Annotated in this window: 13 protein-coding genes and 2 pseudogenes; 7 read left to right on the top strand and 8 right to left on the bottom strand. The window is 69.6% G+C overall.

What is annotated here, in order from left to right; genetic code table 11:
* Positions 1-65 precede the first annotated feature (65 nt).
* Positions 66-725, bottom strand: a complete 660-nt coding sequence (locus L2X99_RS14315) for a hypothetical protein (RefSeq protein ID WP_236135293.1) — start codon at positions 723-725, stop codon at positions 66-68.
* 689 nt (positions 726-1,414) lie between these two features.
* The gene (locus tag L2X99_RS14310; protein WP_236135292.1) at positions 1,415-2,515 is read right to left on the bottom strand and encodes a glycosyltransferase; all 1,101 of its coding nucleotides are present in this window, start codon (positions 2,513-2,515) and stop codon (positions 1,415-1,417) included.
* A 232-nt stretch (positions 2,516-2,747) separates the two neighbouring features.
* On the opposite strand from L2X99_RS14310, the gene L2X99_RS14305 reads away from it, so the two are divergent.
* The 5 genes from L2X99_RS14305 (at position 2,748) to L2X99_RS14285 (ending at position 7,417) form a co-directional block, all read left to right on the top strand.
* Positions 2,748-3,677, top strand: a complete 930-nt coding sequence (locus tag L2X99_RS14305; protein ID WP_236135291.1) for an LLM class F420-dependent oxidoreductase — start codon at positions 2,748-2,750, stop codon at positions 3,675-3,677.
* 21 nt (positions 3,678-3,698) lie between these two features.
* Positions 3,699-4,631 carry a hypothetical protein gene (locus tag L2X99_RS14300; protein WP_236126157.1) on the top strand — a complete coding sequence of 311 codons (933 nt, stop codon included), beginning with the start codon at positions 3,699-3,701 and terminating at the stop codon, positions 4,629-4,631.
* Positions 4,628-5,806 carry a hypothetical protein gene (locus L2X99_RS14295; protein ID WP_236135290.1) on the top strand — a complete coding sequence of 393 codons (1,179 nt, stop codon included), beginning with the start codon at positions 4,628-4,630 and terminating at the stop codon, positions 5,804-5,806. The genes L2X99_RS14300 and L2X99_RS14295 overlap by 4 nt, the downstream gene beginning before the upstream one ends.
* Positions 5,807-6,020: 214 nt before the next feature.
* On the top strand, positions 6,021-6,398 hold the full coding sequence (locus L2X99_RS14290; RefSeq protein ID WP_236126159.1) for a PadR family transcriptional regulator: 378 nt from the start codon (positions 6,021-6,023) through the stop codon (positions 6,396-6,398).
* Positions 6,395-7,417, top strand: a complete 1,023-nt coding sequence (locus L2X99_RS14285; RefSeq protein WP_236126160.1) for a hypothetical protein — start codon at positions 6,395-6,397, stop codon at positions 7,415-7,417. Before L2X99_RS14290 ends, L2X99_RS14285 begins: the two co-directional genes overlap by 4 nt.
* Before the next feature lie 308 nt (positions 7,418-7,725).
* Here L2X99_RS14285 and L2X99_RS14280 read toward each other — a convergent pair whose 3' ends face one another.
* Entirely contained in the window at positions 7,726-9,756 is a 2,031-nt protein-coding gene (locus tag L2X99_RS14280; protein WP_236126161.1) for an ATP-dependent helicase, read from the bottom strand.
* Between the two features lie 88 nt (positions 9,757-9,844).
* Between L2X99_RS14280 and L2X99_RS14275 the strand changes: the two genes are divergently transcribed.
* Entirely contained in the window at positions 9,845-10,213 is a 369-nt protein-coding gene (locus tag L2X99_RS14275) for a FitA-like ribbon-helix-helix domain-containing protein (protein ID WP_236126162.1), read from the top strand.
* Entirely contained in the window at positions 10,210-10,605 is a 396-nt protein-coding gene (locus tag L2X99_RS14270; RefSeq protein ID WP_236135289.1) for a PIN domain-containing protein, read from the top strand. The genes L2X99_RS14275 and L2X99_RS14270 overlap by 4 nt, the downstream gene beginning before the upstream one ends.
* 70 nt (positions 10,606-10,675) lie before the next feature.
* Here L2X99_RS14270 and L2X99_RS14265 read toward each other — a convergent pair.
* The 5 genes and pseudogenes from L2X99_RS14265 to L2X99_RS14245 form a co-directional block, all read right to left on the bottom strand.
* Positions 10,676-12,441: pseudogene (locus L2X99_RS14265) on the bottom strand (dipeptide ABC transporter ATP-binding protein).
* A complete protein-coding gene (locus L2X99_RS14260) occupies positions 12,438-13,442 on the bottom strand; it encodes an ABC transporter permease (protein WP_236135288.1) in 1,005 nt (334 codons plus the stop codon). The pseudogene L2X99_RS14265 and the gene L2X99_RS14260 overlap by 4 nt, the downstream one beginning before the upstream one ends.
* A 1-nt stretch (position 13,443) precedes the next feature.
* Positions 13,444-14,522 (bottom strand): annotated as a pseudogene (locus L2X99_RS14255) (ABC transporter permease).
* Between the two features lie 79 nt (positions 14,523-14,601).
* The gene (locus tag L2X99_RS14250; RefSeq protein ID WP_442923451.1) at positions 14,602-16,233 is read right to left on the bottom strand and encodes an ABC transporter substrate-binding protein; all 1,632 of its coding nucleotides are present in this window, start codon (positions 16,231-16,233) and stop codon (positions 14,602-14,604) included.
* Positions 16,234-16,363: 130 nt separating this feature from the next.
* Positions 16,364-17,791: a CCA tRNA nucleotidyltransferase gene (locus tag L2X99_RS14245; protein ID WP_236126165.1), complete on the bottom strand. Its 1,428-nt coding sequence runs from the start codon at positions 17,789-17,791 to the stop codon at positions 16,364-16,366.
* Positions 17,792-17,882 lie beyond the last annotated feature (91 nt).

The raw sequence follows: 17,882 nt of genomic DNA, 5'->3' as shown, positions 1-17,882 counted from the left end.
CCGCAACGGCTGCGACCGGAACGACGTGAGCACGCCGTTTCGCGCCAAGGGGGCATCGGAGCGCGTCACCGGCCGGTCACCGCCTTCCACGCCCGTCGTGCCCTGCGCCTCGCTCCGGCGGCGGTGAGCCGCAGCTCCTCGACGCGGCCGACGCCGCCGGCCGGCTCGAGCATGCGCTGCATCGTCGTCGCCGCCGGAGCGCCGGGCAGGTCGAGTGCGCGCAGGCGCTGCGGGGGCACGTACCGCTCCCGGACGGATGCCGGCAGAGACGTCAGCCGCTGCACCGCACGTGGCCGCAGATGCGCCATGATCTCGGGCTGCATGGCGTAGCCGACCGCGTCGACGAGCCGCTGCAGTGAACCGGGCGTCGTGAAGGCGTCCCGCTCCAGAGCGTCGACGATCGTCGCCGGGATCCGGTTGCTGTTCTCGTACGGGTCGAGCCGGGCCAGCACGGTGCCCGTGCCGACGGCGTGCACACGGATGCCGGACAGCGTGCGCAGCGTCGGCAGCGCGGTCGAGAACCCGGCGACGGCATCGGTCGCTCCGAGGCGCTGCGCGACGTACTCGGCCGGCTGATCCCCTTCGTAGACCGCGAACGCGACCCTTCGGGACGACGCCCGGGCAGCCAGAGTCTCGCGCAGGGCCGGCGGCGCTGACGGATGCGGCTTGAACACGATGCGCTCGGCGCCGGCGGATGCCGCCCGATCGACCATCGCCACCTGCATGGCCGTCTCCTCTTCGGGCGAGACGAGCCGCAGGGCCGAGGATACTGCCCGAGCACCAGCGCCGTCCGGCGTCCGTCTGCGGCGAGCGCGTCGAGGGCGGCATCCGGGGCGGCGTCGCCGACCTCCCGCAGAGCGGTGCCGAAGGGGCCCATCGACACTGGCATCCGCACAGCCTCGGTCTCGGCGAACACGAGTGGCTCGACCCCGGGCACCACATCGGAGTAGACGACCCGGGCGATGCGTTCGGTGACCTGTCGCGGCAGCCGGCTGCGGATCGGCGAGTACGTCATCAGTCCGTCGCCGATCACGCCGAGCCGCGCGTCACGGAACAGGCTCATCAGGGTGAGCGCCGGAGCGACCTGCGGAGACTGCACGTACAGCTCCACGTCCTTGTCGCCGATCGCCCACGCGCGGCGGAACAGTCGCTCGAGCATCGGCAGATCCTGCTCGTCGGGATCCCAGGAGGTCGGATGCCGCGGATCGATCAGCGGGTTCAGCGGCTCCACCCGGTCGAATCGCGCCCGCAGGGTGCGGAACCGCGCTGTGGTCGCCAGGTCGATCGCCGTCTCGGAGATCTTCGCCGTGTTCATCGGCACGAGGATGCGCTCGGCGTCGCCGAGCAGACCGGTGTCGATCGCCGCTGCCGGCGGTCATCAGGCCGTAGCCGCTGTGCAGCGCGAAGACCTGGATCATCGTCGTGCCCCCGGTTGCGGTCGCGCGCGGTGTGGGTCGAAGCTGCTGCGTATCCGCAGGCGATGGGACCGGATCGACGGGGTGGGGAGGGAACGGCATCGCTCGGGGCGCGGTTCTCGACCGTGACCCGGACTCCGTTCGCGTCCGCGCCTCCGACCGCCACCGGGCCGCCCCGCCGCGTTTCCGCACCGCGTTCCATGATGACCTGGATCATGGTCGCCGAACGCCTGCTCCGGCAGCCCGGGAGCATCCGTGCGGACGCGCGAGGACGGCGGCGAGACGCGGGTCGCTTCGCGCAGGGTGCGTGCGAGCACCCGGCGGCGCGGGCCGCCGAGCTGCGCGACCGCCGCTCGCGCCTCCTCCTGCGGCAGCCGCGCCAGCAGGTCACGGATGCCGGAGCGCAGCTCCCTCCGCACGGCCGGCTGCATCCGGCGCGCGCGCACGAGGTGGTGCGCACTCAGCGCGAGCACGGTCACGACGGCCTTCGGCATCAGCGGCGCGGCATCCGGATCGGACTCGACCAGATCGAGCACCTCGCCGAGCGCGCGGCTGAAGTCCAGCTGCCGCCGGTCGAGCGTCTTCGACAGCGAATCGGTCACCCCGCGCCGGTACAGCAGATGCGGCGCGTCGACCACGGCGAAGGAGGATGCCCGCAGGTGCAGCCGCCAGATCCACGGCCGGTCCTCGGCCGTGAACAGCCCGTCGGTGAAGCCCGCCAGGCCCTGATCGAGCACCCTTCGGTGCAGTATTCCCGCCCAGGCACACGGATAGTCGACCATCGTGCGGTCGTCTGCGGGCAGGATCGCCGTACGCGGGTCGGCCACCGCCCCGCGGTGCGTGAACGGCGCACGCACCAGGCGCCGCTCGGAGCGCTTGACCGTGACATGGTCGGTGCGCAGGAAGTCGCAGCGCAGCTCGCCCAGAGCCCGCACGAGCACCTCCAGCCGGCGCGGCTGCATCCAGTCGTCGCCGTCGAGGAAGCAGAACGCGTCGCCCTCCACGTGCACGAGGCCCTGGTTGCGTGCTGTCGCGAGGCCGCGCGGATGCGGGTTGACCACGACCTCCGCGCTGTCGAACCGCTCGGCGTACCGCCGCATCAGCGCGCCGGTCTCGTCGCGAGAACCGTCGTCGATCGCGACGAGCTTCAGCGCCCGGGATCGTCGAACTGCCGGGTGAGGGTCTCCAGCGTCGTGCCGATGTACTGCCCTGCGTCCTTCGCGGGCAGGATCACGGTCACGAGCGGTGCGGCCATCCGCCGATGGTGCGACACCGACCTGAAGCGCGAGCGACGCCGAGGTGAACGCCGGGTGACACGGATAGCGTGATCCCATGGAGTTCACCATCTTCACCGAGCCGCAGCAGGGCTTCAGCTACGACGACCAGCTTGCCTGCGCCCTGACCGCCGAGCGACACGGGTTCGACGCCTTCTTCCGGTCCGACCACTACATGCGCATGGGAGACGGCTCTCCCCTGCCCGGGCCGACCGACGCCTGGACGACGCTTGCCGGCCTCGCCCGCGAGACCACGAGCATCCGCCTCGGCACCCTGGTGTCGTCCGCCACGCACCGGTACCCGGCGATCCTCGCGATCCAGGTCGCTCAGGTCGACGCGATGTCCGGCGGCCGGGTCGAGTTCGGCCTCGGCACCGGCTGGTTCGAGGCGGAGCACCGCGCCTACGGCATCCCGTTCCCCGCGCGCCGGTTCGGGCTGCTCGAAGAGCAGCTGGCCGTGATCACCGGCCTGTGGCAGACGCCCGTCGGCGACACCTTCTCGTTCTCCGGAGAGCATTACACGCTGCAGGACGCCCCCGCGCTGCCGAAGCCGGTGCAGACCAGGATGCCGGTGGTCATCGGTGGCGGCGGACCGCGACGCACGCCGGCGATCGCCGCGCGCTTCGCCACCGAGTTCAACATCGGCTTCCAGCCGAACGAGGTCGTCGAGGAGAAGCTCGCCGGCGTGCGCGCGGCCTGCGAGGCCATCGGCCGCGACCCGCGGACGCTGAAGATGTCCGTGGCGCTGCCGACGTTCGCCGGCGCGACCGAGTCCGACATCCGGCGTCGCGCGGAGACGGCGGGACGCACTCTCGACGATGTGCGCAGCAGCGCCACCGTCGTGGGCGATGCCGCCGAGATCGCGGAACGCGTCGAGGGTCTGCGCGCTCTCGGCATCGACCGCATCCACTTCCAGGTCATGGATCTGGGCGACACCGAGCACGTCGACTATCTGGGATCCGAGGTGCTGCCTCTGGCACGCGCGTAGCGCCCGGGTACCGTGGAGCCCATGGAGTGGATCGGCGACCCCCGCGTCGGAGACTGGCTGCGCGACCGTCTCGATGACGACCTCGGCGTCGTGCCGCACGGCTACGACGCCTACGCCCGCATCCTGCATCCCGCGCAGGTGCGATCCCTTCCCGATCGCGCGGTTCCGACGATCGAGGAATGGTCTCGGATGCCGGGTGCCGAGCAGGATGCTCTGATCGGACGCTTCATCGACCGCGACACTACCTGGGCGGAGACGGCCACCGCGTTCGGCACCGTGCTGCATCCGCTCGCACAGTGGCAGCGGATCGTGCGCACCCCACCCGAGGAGGACTGGAACGTGCGGGTCGCGCCCGACGGCCGGGAGTTCACCTCGCCCGACGAGGGCATGATCGACCCCGCCCTGTTCGCCGCGATCGCCCGGCACCTCGCTGCGCACACCACGACGCCGGATGCCGGGGTCGCGGCGATCTGGGAGGGCTGGGGCGGCCTGGTCGGCCTTCTCGGTGAGTCGCCGTCACGTGCTGTTCTCGAGTTCGGCGGCGACCCTGCGCACGAGCAGATGCTGCGTCAGAGCGTCCGCGATCCGTTCAACAATCCGTTCCGCAAGCCGACCTGGCAGCCGGGCATCCTCTCCGACGAGATCTCGAAGGCTCCGCGACTGCAGCTGCCCGGCCGGGACTACGTGACCTTCGCGGCCGGTGCCTCGGTGTTCACCGACCCGGCGTGGGTCACGGACGCGCCCTGGACCGAGGGGGCCACCGCGCAGCATCCGAACCTGCTCTGGCCCGGGGACCGCTCCTGGGTGATGGTCAGCGAGATCGACTTCGACTCGACCGTCGTCGCCGGATCTGCGGCGCTGATCGCCGCGCTCGTCGCCGACCCCGCCCTCGAGGCGTTCATCGTCGCCGAGGACGCCGACCTCACCTGGGACGGCGACGGTGTGAACCGATGATCGGCGCCACCTTCGACGCCCGTCCGCTCACCGACCCGGTGGACATGCAAGCGGTGCGCGCCTTCCGCCGAGAGCAGCGTGCCCGGGGCAGGGCAGGAGGCTCGACGGCGTCGACGATCATCGTCGTCCTCGTGTTCGCGATCATGGCCGTCACGGTGATCCCGCTGGTCCTCGTGCCGATCGCGGTGGGCGTGTTCTCAGGCGACCTGCGCTTCGGACTGGCGGGTCTGCTGCCGTTCCTGCTCATCGGCGCCGTCTTCGTCGTGGTGATCGTCATCCTCATCGTGAATCTGCGGAACGGCGGCATCCAGGCGTATCGGCTGGCCCGGTTCGCCGCCTCGAACGGCATGGAGTTCGTCGGGCGCGTCGACGATCCCCCGCTGCCCGGAATGATCTTCCAGAACGGACGCAGCCGGCGCACCGAGCTCGCGCTGCGCGGCCACCAGCCCAGATTCGTCGAGTTCGGCAACTACCAGTACACGACCGGCTCGGGCAAGAACTCCACCACGCACCACTGGGGCTACATCGCGGTCAAGCTCGACGTTCCGCTGCCCAACATCGTCTTGGACGCGCTCGGCAACAATGCGCTGGGCAGCAACCTGCCGGCATCGTTCTCGAAGGATCAGCGGCTCTCACTCGAGGGCGATTTCGACCGGTACTTCACGCTGTACTGCCCGCAGGGCTACGAGCGCGACGCGCTGTACCTGTTCACGCCCGACATCATGGCGCGGTTCATCGACCACGCGGCGCAGCTCGACGTGGAGATCGTCGACGACTGGCTGTTCCTCTACATGCAGCGTCCGGTGTCGACGGTCGACGCGCCGACCTGGGCGTGGCTGTTCGGCACGGTGGGCGCCCTGCTGACCAAGTTCGACCAGTGGGCGCGCTGGCGCGACGATCACCTGACGGCGGCACCGGCGGTCGCGGCCGCACCGACGCCGGTCGGCGTCCCCGCGCCGGCGGCCCTTCCGTTCGCGCCGCCGGTCGGCATGCTCGCTCCTCCGCCCGGCGTCGCCCCGCAGGGGCGACGGCTGCGCCGGCGGCGTGCCCTGGGTGACGGTCATCGCGATCGTGATCATCGCCAGCGTCTGGATCCTGCCCCAGCTGTTCGGCGGCCTGGCGCTGTTCTTCCGCTGAGCCTCGCGCGGGGCGCGATCCATCCCGCCGCTCGTTGAGCGGAGGCGAGGAACGAGCCGGAGACGAAACGCGGTGACGTTCCTCGGGAGTCTCGGCGCGTTTCGTCTCTGCGTTTCGTCTCTGCGTTTCGTCTCGCTTCGCTCGCTCAACGACCATCGCTCGCGGGGCAGGCGGTCAGTGCGCCTTGCGTACTACCGCGCATAGCGTGGTAGTGTGCACGACAACGCACCGGTCGGTGCCGAAGGAGGCTCGATGGACACGACGCAGCTGCTGAAGGGCGTGCTCGATCTCGCCGTCCTCGCCGTGGTGCGCGACGAGGACGGATACGGCTACGACATCGTGCGCCGCCTGCGCGACGCCGGCATCGGCGACGTCGGCGACGCTTCGGTGTACGGCACGCTGCGACGGCTGTACTCGGCCGGCGCGCTGTCGAGCTACGTCGTCCCGTCCGACGGCGGACCGCACCGCAAGTACTACGCGATCAACCCGCAGGGCACGCGGATGCTCGACGAGCAGACCGACACCTGGGTGCAGTTCGCGGTGGCGATGTCAGGGCTGCTGCATCCGCACGCCAAGACACAGGACACGGCCATCTTCCGGCCCCGACCCGAAGCAGGAGCGCAGCGATGAACGACCTCACCACCTCGCCGGCGGAGCGCATCCGCGCCTTCGCCGCCGCCGTCCGTGCCGAGCTCGCGGACCTGCCCGAGGACGACGTCGAGGAACTCGCAGGCGGGCTCGTCGGCGACCTCACCGATCAGGCCGCCGACAACGGCGGCGTCATCGACCTCGACGATCCGGCCGAATACGCCCGCGAGCTGCGCGCGGCCGCCGGTCTGCCGGAGCGGACGGATGCCGCGGTGCCGCGAGTTCCGTGGCATGTCCGCTTCGCGGACTGGAGAGCCGGCATCGCCGTCGGTATCCGCCGCTCCCCGTTCGGGGCATGGCTGCTCGACCTGCTCGTGGCACTGCGTCCGGTCTGGTGGGTGCTTCGCGGCCTCGGGCTCTACGCGCTCACGGCGTGGATGCTCTGGCCGTGGGATGCCCGTTCATGGGATCTGCTGCGGATCGCATACCTCGGCGTTCTCGTCCTGATCAGCGTGCAGTGGGGTCGTGGCCGGTGGCTGCCGTGGCGGTGGCTGCGCCCGGTGCGCACGGTGATCAGCGTGCTCGCGGTTCTCGCACTTCCCGGTGCGATCGGCTACGTGATCACACCTCACTACGTCTACGAGGGCGACGGCGGATCGACCCCGCCAGGGCTGCTGCTCGACGGAGTCCAGGTGGGCAACCTGTTCGCGTACGACGAGAACGGCGACCCCATCGAGCAGGTGCAGCTGTACACGGATCGGGGCACACCGGTGAATCTCTACGGCGAGCAGAGCCGCGACATGACGGAGGGCTGGGACGACCGCGGCGACGGCACGGTGACCGTCCCCCTGCAGGATCTGCAGGGCAGTCCGATCTGGAACACCTACCCGCTCAGCAATGCACCCGTCGACGATACGACCGGCCAGGTCGATCCGGATCGGGCGACCCAGCCGGTGCCGCCGTTCGCTCGCGCCCCGCAGCGCCTCCCTGCGCCGGAGCCGACGCGGACACCATCGGCGACGCTGCTTCCGACCGCCGCACCCGAGACGCCGGCGCCGTGAGCGAGCGGATCGTGTCGATCGACATCACCCATCTCGTGGAGGCGGCGCTGCGGGGGGATGCCGCCGTCTCCACGGACCCTCCCGAAGAGGACGGGCCCGCCCCATCGAGTCGTTGAGCGGAGCGAGGAACGAGCTGTAGCCGAAACGCCGCAATGCTCCCCGGGAGCCTCAACCCGTTCGTCTCTGCGTTTCGTCTCTGCGTTTCGTCTCTGCGTTTCGTCTCTGCGTTTCGTCTCTGCGTTTCGTCTCTGCGTTTCGTCTCGCTTCGCTCGCTCAACGACCATCGCTCGCGGGGCGACCGAGTCAGCTCAGGCGAACAGGTCGTCGAACTCGTCCAGCCGCACACGCGCACCGACAGGCGCGGCGAGCACCGGCTCGCCGTCCCGCACCTCTCCGGTCGCCGTGTCGACGGTGTCCATCAGCGCACGGGCCTCGGCGGTGAGGAACCGGCTCGGCTTGGCGATCACATGCCGCGCGAGGAAGGACGTCGGATGCGTGGGCAGCCGCGCCGGCGCGTACACGTCAAGGGTGTCGCGAGCCCGGGTGAGCCCGACGTAGAACAGCCTCTGCTCCTCGATCAGCCCGGAAGGCGACGACAGGGCCATGTCGGACGGCATCGCCCCGTCGCTCGCACGGAGCACATGCACGGAGCCGAACTCGAGGCCCTTGGCCGAGTGAATGGTCGACAGCGTCACCCAGTCCTCGTCGAGGTGCGGCTTCTTGGCCCAGTCGCCCGCGACGTCGATCGGGTCGATCGCCTGCTCGCTGACGAAGGTGCGCAGGTCCGACTGCCGGGCCGCCGCCTCGGCGATGCCGTCGACGTCGGTCACCCGACGCTGCCAGTCCGGGTAGTGCGCCCTCAGCAGGGGATCGACCGCCGCCCGGCAGGCCTCGACCACTTCGGGCACCGTCGTCGTGGCATCCACCGCGCCCAGCAGCGAGAGCGTCGACGCGAGTCCGGTGCGCGCCTTCGCCGGCGCCGCCGCGACGGCATCCGGAGCCCGGTCGATGCCGCCGTCGGCGAGGATCGCCGCCAGCCCCCGCGCGGAGGCCTTGCCGATCGCGCGATGTCGTGTCAGCAGCCGGTACCACGACACCTCGTCAGCGGGGTTGAGCACCACTCGGAACCCGGCCAGCAGGTCGCGCACGTGCGAGGTCTCGAGGTAGCCGATGCCGCCGAACTTGCGGAACGGGATGTCGCGCACCTTCAGCTCGACCTCGAGCTGTGCGCTGTGCGAGCCGGTGCGCATCAGCACCGCCTGCTCCCGCAGGGGCATGCCGTCGACGTGTGCCTCGAGGATCCGATCGGCGACGGTGCGCGCCTCGTCGTCCGCATTGCGGCACACGATGAGGGACGGTCGGATGCCGGCATCCGGCCGGTCTGCACGCAGACGCAGCCCGAGCTCGCCCGGGCGCACCTCGTTCGCGAGGTCGAGGATCGGCTGAGTGGAGCGGAAGTTGCGCTCCAGACGCACGAGCGTGGCGTCGGGGAAGGCGGCCGCCAGGTCGAGCAGGTGTCCGGCGCTCGCGCCCCGGAATCCGTAGATCGCCTGCGCGTCGTCGCCGACCACCGTGAGACCACGCCCGTCGGGGGCGAGCCCCCGCACGATGTCGACCTGCAGGCTGTTGACGTCCTGGTACTCGTCGACGAGCACCCAGTCCCACCGTGCGCGCAGCCGCGCACCGACGTCGGGGTCGCGCACCAGCGCTCTCCAGGCGATGAGGAGGTCGTCGAGATCGAGCAGTCCGCGCTCACGCTTGCGGGCGCTGTAGTGCCGCAGCAGCGCGAGTATCGGATCCGCGTGTTCCAATGCCCACGGGAACTGCTCCTCGATCACGGTGCGCGCCGGCGTACCGGTGTTGATCGCTCGCGAGCCGATGTCGGCGATCGTCCGGGTGGTCGGCAGGCGCTTATCCGTGCCGTCCAGCTGGAACTCCGACCGCAGCAGGTCGAGCAGGTCGATCACGTCGTCGGGATCGAGCACGGTGACATCCGCCAGACCCAGGTGCTGGGCATGCTCGGCGATGATCCGGTGCGCCACCGCATGGAACGTGCCGCCCGCGATCCGCTGCGCCGCCTGTGCATCGCCGCACTGTGCGGCCGCGCGAGAGACCATCGAGGCCGCAGCGCGCCTGGTGAACGTCAGCAGCAGGATGCGCTCTGGTGCGACGCCCGCCTGCAGCAGCCGAGCCACCCGCGAGGTGAGCACCCGCGTCTTGCCGGTACCGGCGCCGGCCGCGATCAGCAGCGGCCCGTCGCCGTGCTCGACCGCCTGCAGCTGGGCGGCGTCGAGCCCTGCGAGCGCGTCGCTGTCATTCACAACAGTGGTGTCCGTCACGCTGGCGACGGTACGCGGAGGCTCGGACATCGACTCGCCCGACCGCGGATGCTGGCAGAGTGATAGCATCGGGATCAGGAGGCAGATCATGGCCGCGATAACGATCCGCAGCCTCGCCGACGACGTCGTCGAGAAGCTGAAGCAGCGCGCGAAGCGCAATGGACGCTCCATGGAGGCTGAGGCGCGGGAAGCGCTGACCCGACTCGTCGCAGAGGACGACCGAAGCGGGCTGGAGAACGTGCTCGAGCACGAACTCGCACCCCAGCGATGGGGGCGTACAGGTGCGGAGATCAGGGCATGGCTCGACGCGAACCCGCGCACTGAAGAACAGCTCCGTGTGGCCAAGGAGTGGGCGGATGAGATCGACGCCCGCCCCTACGATGGCAACCCCTTCCGCGATCCGTGGGAGGCAGCGGAAGAGCAGTACCAACAGCTGCGGAAGGAGCACGGCCGATGATGCTCCTCGACACCAACGCGCTGATCCGCATCGACGATCTCCGGCTCCCCGACGATCGTGCCTTCCTCAGCGCCATTACCCTCACGGAGTTGAGATTCAGTGTCGAGAGTGCGGCCGACCCGCGCACGCGACGTCTGCGCCTCGAACACATCACCCGCGCCGAGGCCCTGTTCTCGCCGGACTGGCTGCCATTCGACAGGAGGGCAGCCGAGGGCGCCGGTCGCCTTTCGGCGATCGTCTCACCCCGGCGACCAGCGCACGCGCGCAGTCGTGACCTCCTCCTCGCCGGCCACGCATACGCGCTGGGTGCCCGGCTGGTCACCCTCAATCCAAAGGACTTCGAACTCGTCGCCGACGAAGTGGAGATCGTCGTACCGCGATTGCAGAGATAGGGCGATGACCCGGGGATGATGCGTTTCGTCTCGCTCCTTCGTCGCTCGCTCAACGAGCGGGGAAACAGGCCTACCGCCGCCGCACCTTCTCCCACTGCGCGCGGCGCTCGGCCTGAGCCACGGGGTCGGGCACGGGCAGCGCGGCGAGCAGCTCGCGGGTGTACGGGTCGCGGGGATCGCCGAGCACCTGGGCGGTCGTGCCCTGCTCCTTGATCTCGCCCTGCTGCAGCACGATGATCCGATCCGACACCGCGTCGATCACGGCCAGGTCGTGGCTGATGAACAGCGACGCGAAGCCCAGCTCCGCCTGCAGCTGCGTGAACAGCTCGAGCACCGTGGCCTGCACCGAGACATCCAGCGCGCTGGTCGGCTCGTCGGCGATCAGCAGCTTCGGGTCGAGCGCCAGGGCGCGCGCCAGCGACGCGCGCTGGCGCTGACCCCGGACAGCTCGTGCGGGTACCGATCGCCGAAGTTGGTCGGCAGCCGCACCGCGTCGAGCAGCTCATTCACCCTCGGGCGGGCGGCCGACAGGCTGGATGCCCGGCCGTGCACGACCAGCGGCTCGGCGACGCACTCGGCGATCGTCAGCAGCGGGTTGAAGCTGGTCGCCGGGTCCTGGAACACGAACCCGATCTGCGGACGCAGTGGGGTGAGCGAGCGGGTCTTGACCCCGTTCATCTCGTGCCCGAGCACGGTCAGCGACCCGCCGAGCACTGTGGTCAGGCCCACGACGGCGCGCCCGATCGTGGTCTTGCCCGAGCCGGACTCGCCCACCAGGCCCACGACCTCGCCGGGGGCGACGTGGAAGTCCACGCCCTTCACCGCCATGACCGCACCCCGGCCGAAGCGGCCCGGGTATCCGATCTCGGCACCGGATGCCACGATCAGGCTGCCCTCGGGGACGGGGGGTGCCACATGCGGGGCCGCATCCCGCACAGCATCCTGCGTTTCGTCTCTGCGTTTCGACTCGCCTCCGGCTCGCTCAACGACCACCGCTCGCTCAACGACCGAGGTGGCGACCAGACTGGACTTGCCCTGTCCCACATGGGGGACGGCGGCGAGCAGCTTCTTCGTGTACTCCTCGCGCGGGTTCGCGAACAGCTCCTGCACCGGCGCCTCTTCGACGATGTCACCCTGGTACATCACGATCACTCGGTCGGCGAGATCGGCCACCACGCCCATGTTGTGCGTGATCAGCACGATCGTCGCACCGAACTCGTCGCGGCAGGTGCGCAGCAGATCGAGGATCTCGGCCTGCACCGTGACGTCCAGCGCGGTGGTCGGCTCGTCGGCGATGATCAGCCCGGCGTTCAGCACCAGCGCCATCGCGATGACGATGCGCTGCTTCTGTCCGCCCGAGAACTGATGCGGGTAGTCGTCCACGCGCTTCTCGGGAGAGGGGATGCCGACGCGCCGCATGATGTCGATCGCGCGGTCCCTGGCATCCTTCTTCGACAGCTTCGTGTGCGCGCGGATGCCCTCGGCGATCTGCCACCCCACGTTGTACACCGGGTTCAGCGCGGTCGACGGCTCCTGGAACACCATCGCGGCGTCGCGCCCGCGCATCGCGCGCAGCTTCGCCTGCGAGGCGTGCACGATGTCGGTCTCACCACCCTCGCGGCCCCGCACGATCACGGCGCCCGAGGTGGTCGCCGTCTCGGGCAGCAGACCCAGCAGCGTGTTCGCCGTGACGGTCTTGCCCGACCCCGACTCGCCGACGATCGCGAGCACCTCGCCGGAGCTCGCGCTCAGCGAGATGCCCCGCACGGCCTCCACGGGGTCGCCGTCGGTGGCGAACACGACCCGCAGATCGCGGATCTCCGCAACATCCGTCACTTCGCACCTCCTGCGCGACGGCGGGTGCGCAGTCGCGGATCGCTCAGGTCGTTCAGGCTCTCGCCGACCAGCGTGATGCCCAGCACCACCAGCACGATCGCGAGCCCGGGGAACACGCTGGTCCACCAGATGCCGCTGGTCACATCCCCCATCGCCCGGTTCAGGTCATAGCCCCATTCGGCCGCGGCCGTGGCCTCGATGCCGAAGCCCAGGAAGCCGAGACCGGCGAGGGTCAGCAGCGCCTCGGATGCGTTCAGGGTGATCAGCACCGGCAGCGTGCGCACCGAGTTGCGCAGCACGTGCCGCAGCAGGATGCGGTGGGTCGGCACCCCGATCACCTTCGCCGAGTCGACGAACGGCTCGGCGCGGACGCGCACCACCTCGGCGCGGACGACCCGGAAGTACTGCGGCACGAACACCACGGTGATCGCGATCGCGGTCGCCATGACGCCGCCCAGCAGACTGGACTGGCCGTGGCTGATCACGATCGACATGACGATCGCGAGCAGCAGCGACGGGAACGCGTAGATCGCGTCGGCGAGCACCACGAGCAGACGGTCGAGCCATCCGCCGAAGTAGCCGGCCAGCAGCCCGAGCGCGATGCCGACGAAGATCGAGCAGATGATCGCCGCGATGATCACGAGCAGCGCGGTCTGCGCGCCCCAGATCACGCGCGACAGCACGTCGAAGCCCGAGACCGTGGTGCCCAGCAGATTGACGGCGTTCGGCGGCTGGCGAGTGCCGAACGAGACGCCGGCGTCGGTCTGCTGCTGCGCCCAGCCGTACGGCGCCAGCACCGGCGCCAGGAGCGCGACCAGGATGAACACACCGGTGATGACCAGACCGGTCACCAGCATCCCGCGCTGCAGGCCGACGCTCTGCCGCAGGTGCGAGACCACCGGAAGCCGCTCGGTCCAGCGCTTCTTGCGCGGCGGGACAGCGGCGAGCGCCTCCGTCTTCGGGGTGGGGAGGTCTTCGACAGGCTCAGGGACCCAGGACATGTCAGTACCTCACCCTCGGGTCGATCATCGCGGCGACCATGTCGACGATGAAGTTCGTGACGGCGACGACCACGGCGATCATCACGACGATGCCCTGCACCGCGACGAAGTCGCGCGCCTTCAGGTATTCGGCGAGCATGAACCCGATGCCCTTCCACTCGAAGGTGCTCTCGGTGAGCACGGCGCCGGCGAGCAGCATCGCGATCTGCATGCCCATCACGGTGATGATCGGGATGAGTGCGGGCCGGTACGCGTGCTTGGTGAGCAGACGGTACTCGCTGACGCCGCTGGACCGCCCGGATGTCACGTACTGCTGCCCGAGGGTGCCGATGACGTTGGTGCGGATCAGGCGCAGGAACACGCCGGCGGTCAGCAGGCCCAGCGCGATGGCGGGCAGGATCGCGTGCTGCAGCACGTCGCCGATCGCCGCACCGTTGCCGAGCCGGATGGCGTCGAGCAGATAGATGCCGGTGGGCGTGTCGATGCCCGCCATCAGCAGCTCGGTGCGCGTGTTGCCGCGCCCGACACCGGCAGCCAGTCCAGCCACACCGCGAAGACGAGCTTGAGCAGCAGACCGGCGAAGAAGATCGGGGTCGCGTAGGCGAGGATCGCCATGACCCGCAGGGTCGCGTCCTGCCAGCGGTCGCGGCGGTAGGCGGCGATCAGCCCCAGCGGGATGCTGATCAGCAGCGCGACGATGAGCGCGTACAGCGCCAGTTCGAGCGTGGCCGATCCGTACTGCAGCAGGATCTCGGTGACCGGGCGGCGGTCGGTGAGGGTCGTGCCGAAGTCACCGCGCAGGATGCCGCCGAGGTACTCCAGGTACTGCACGATCAGCGGCCGGTCGAAGCCGGCCTCGTGCACGCGCTGCGCGAGCTGCTCGGGCGGCAGGCGTCCGCCGAGGGCCGCGGTGATGGGATCACCGGTGATCCGCATCAGGAAGAAGACCGTCGTCACCAGGATCAGGACGGTGGGGATGATCAGCAGCAGGCGGATCAGGATGTAGCGCCACAGTCCTCCGCCTTTGGAGCGGCTGCGGGGCTGGACGGGCATGAGGGCATCGACGGCATCGACGGCCATGGGGTACCTCTTCTTGCGTTCTTCGGGCGAGTGCGACCCGGGGATGCTGCGAGCGCAGCATCCCCGGGTGCAGAACGCGTTACTTCGTCAGCGGCGCGTAGCGGAACTTGAACGAGGCATCCAGGGTGGTGCCCTTCACGTCCTTGCCCACGATCGCGACCTGCTTGCCCTGCAGGATCGGCAGCGTGGACAGGTCCTTCGCCACCGCCTCCTGGATCTGACCGATCTGGTCGAGGCGCTTCGCCGAGTCGGTCTCGGTCTGCTCCTTGACGATGGCGTCGTTCACGGCCTTGTTGTCGTAGTGGTTCGCGAGGAAGTTCTCGGTCATGAAGAACGGCGACAGGTAGTTGTCGGCGTCGGAGTAGTCCGGGAACCAGCCCAGCTGGTACATCGGGTACACGTCGGCGGTGCGGTCCTTGGAGTACTGCACCCACTCGGTCTGCTGCAGGTTGACCTTGAACAGGCCGCCCTTCTCGAGCTGAGTCTTGTACGCGGCGTACTCGTCACCCGACGACGGACCGTAGTGGTCGCCGTTGTACTGCAGGTTCAGGGTGACGGGGGTCTGCACACCGGCATCCGACAGCGCCTTGGCCGCCTTGTCGGCGTCGGGTCCGCCGTTGCCGTCGCCGTACATGTCCTTCAGCGGCGTGGTGGCGCCGGGCATGCCCTCGGGCACGTAGGAGTACAGCGGGCTGAAGGTGTCCTTGTAGACGTCCTTCGCGACCGCCGCGCGGTCGATCAGATCGGCCATCGCCTGACGCACGGCGAGCGACTTGGCCGGGTCGGCCTCGGGGGTCTTCGCGCCGAACGGCATCGTGTCGATGTTGAACACGATGTAGCGGATCTCGCCGCCGGGGCCGTCGACGACCTGCACCTTGTCCTTCTGCTTGCCGAGGTCCTCGACGTCGGTGGCCGACAGGCTGCGGAACGCCACGTCGATGTCGCCGTTGCCGATCGCGAGCTTCAGGTTCGAGGCGTCGGCGTAGTACTTCGCCTGCACACTCGTGTTCTCGGCCGCGCCCAGGCTGCCCTTGTAGTCGGGGTTCGGCTTGTACGAGACCAGCTCGTTCACCTTGTACGAGTCGATCACGTACTGACCGGCGAACGCCTCGCCCTTGACGATGTCGTCGTCGGGGGTGACCGCGTCGGGCGAGAAGACGTCCTCGTCGACGATCGGGCCGGCCGGGCTGGAGAGGATCAGCGGCCAGATCTGGTCGTTGCCGTTCTTGAGCGTGAAGACGACGGTGGTGTCGTCGGGGGCCTCGACCGAGGCGAGGTTGTTCAGCAGCGAGGACGGGCCGTTCGGGTCGGCGATCTTCACCATGCGGTCGAACGTGAACTTGACGTCACTCGAGGTGAGGTCGTTGCCGTTGGCGAACTTCAGACCCGACTTGAGCTTGACGGTGTACTCGGTCGGCGAGGTGAACTCGGCCGACTCGGCGATGTCGGGGCTGACCTCGGCGGTGCCGTACTTGCTGTTCAGCAGGAACGGGTAGATCTGGTTCATCACGGCGAACGAGCCGTTGTCGTACGAACCGGCCGGGTCGAGCGAGACGATCTTGTCGGTGGTGCCGACGATGATGTCCCCGCCCGCGGAGTCCCCGCCCTTGTCGCCGTCGTCGTTCGAACTGGTCGCGCAGCCCGAGAGGACGAGCGCGGCGATTCCTATCGCTCCGACGGCCAGACCGATGCGGCCCCTGGTGGTCTTCATTGACATGCTCCTGCCCCTGTGGTGTTCGGGTGCCCGCGCACGTCGACGTGCGCGGGTTCGGGTTCACACTGAATCACGGTCGCCGAGATACCCAACCGATCGGTAGGTATCGTGACGAGACCGACACGATTCAGCCCCGCGCTGCCCACCACTCCCGCAGGCGCTGCTCCGCGGCATCGGGGCCGACGACCCCCTCGTCGAGCCGCAGGTCGAGCAGGAAGCGGTACGCCTCACCGACCTCCCGCCCGGGCGGGATGCCGAGGATCTGCTGGATCTGATTGCCGTCGAGCTCGGGACGGATGCTGTCGAGCTCCTCCTGCTCGCGCAGCAGGTCGATGCGCCTCTCGATGTCGTCGTACGCGCCCGCGAGCCGGGCGGCCTTGCGCTTGTTGCGGGTGGTCACGTCGGCGCGGGTGAGGATGTGCAGCCGCTCGAGCAGATCGCCGGCATCCCGCACATAGCGGCGCACGGCGCTGTCGGTCCAGGCGCCCTCGGCGTAGCCGAAGAAGCGCAGGTGCAGCTCGATGAGCTTCGCGACGGCGTCGGTCGTGTCGCCGTCGAAGCGCAGTGCCTGCAGGCGCTTGCGCGCCATGCGCGAGCCGACCGCGTCATGGTGGTGGAAGGTCACGCCGCCGCCGGGCTCGAGCCGGCGGGTGCGGGGCTTGCCGATGTCGTGCAGCAGAGCGGCGATGCGCAGCGGCACGTCGGGCGCCGCGCCGGGGTGACGCTGCTTCTCCAGCGCGATCGCCTGGCGCAGCACGGTGAGAGAGTGCTCGTAGACGTCCTTGTGGTGATGGTGCTCATCGACCTCGAGGCGCAGCGCGGGCACCTCGGGCAGGAACAGTTCGATGAGTCCGGTGTCGACCAGCACCCGGATGCCGCGCACGGGATCGTCGGTCTGCAGCAGCCGGATCAGCTCTCCCTGGATGCGCTCCGGGCTGACGATCCCGAGGGTGCCGCGCAACTCCTCGATCGCCGCGAGGGTGTCGTGCTCGATGCCGAACTCGAGCTGGGCGCTGAAGCGCGCAGCGCGCAGCATCCGCAGCGGGTCGTCGCCGAAACTGACCGCAGGATCGATCGGGGTGCGCAGGGCGCCGGCGACGAGGTCCTCGACGCCGGATGTCGGATCGATCAGCTTCACCTCCGGCACGCGGAGCGCCATCGCGTTGACGGTGAAGTCGCGACGAAGCAGGTCGCCGGCGATGTCGTCGCCGAACTCGACGACGGGCTTGCGCGTGGTGCCGTCGTAGGCGTCGGCGCGGTAGGTGGTGATCTCGACCTGTTCGCCCTGCACGCGCGCACCGATCGTGCCGAATGCGCGACCGATGTCCCACTGGGCGGTCGAGATCGGCGTGACGATCCGCAGGATGTCGTCGGGTCTGGCGTTCGTCGTGAAGTCGAGGTCGTGCGTCGGACGGCCGAGGAGCGCGTCGCGCACCGGGCCCCCGACGACAGCGAGTTCGAAGCCCGCGTCGGCGAACGAGGTCGCGAGGGTGCGGACGACCGGATGCGCGGCGAGCGCGCCGAGTCGGGACAGGCCCTCGGCCATGTTGAGCATGGGTTCCAGGGTACCGGGGCCGATGACTCGCCCGTCCCCGCAGGACGGATGCCGAGGCGTTCACGCCGAAGTCTTCTCCCGGTCACCTCCG

It is taken from the genome of Microbacterium sp. KUDC0406 (assembly GCF_021582875.1).
GTDB lineage: Bacteria > Actinomycetota > Actinomycetes > Actinomycetales > Microbacteriaceae > Microbacterium.
This window is presented reverse-complemented; position numbering and strand designations above follow the sequence as displayed.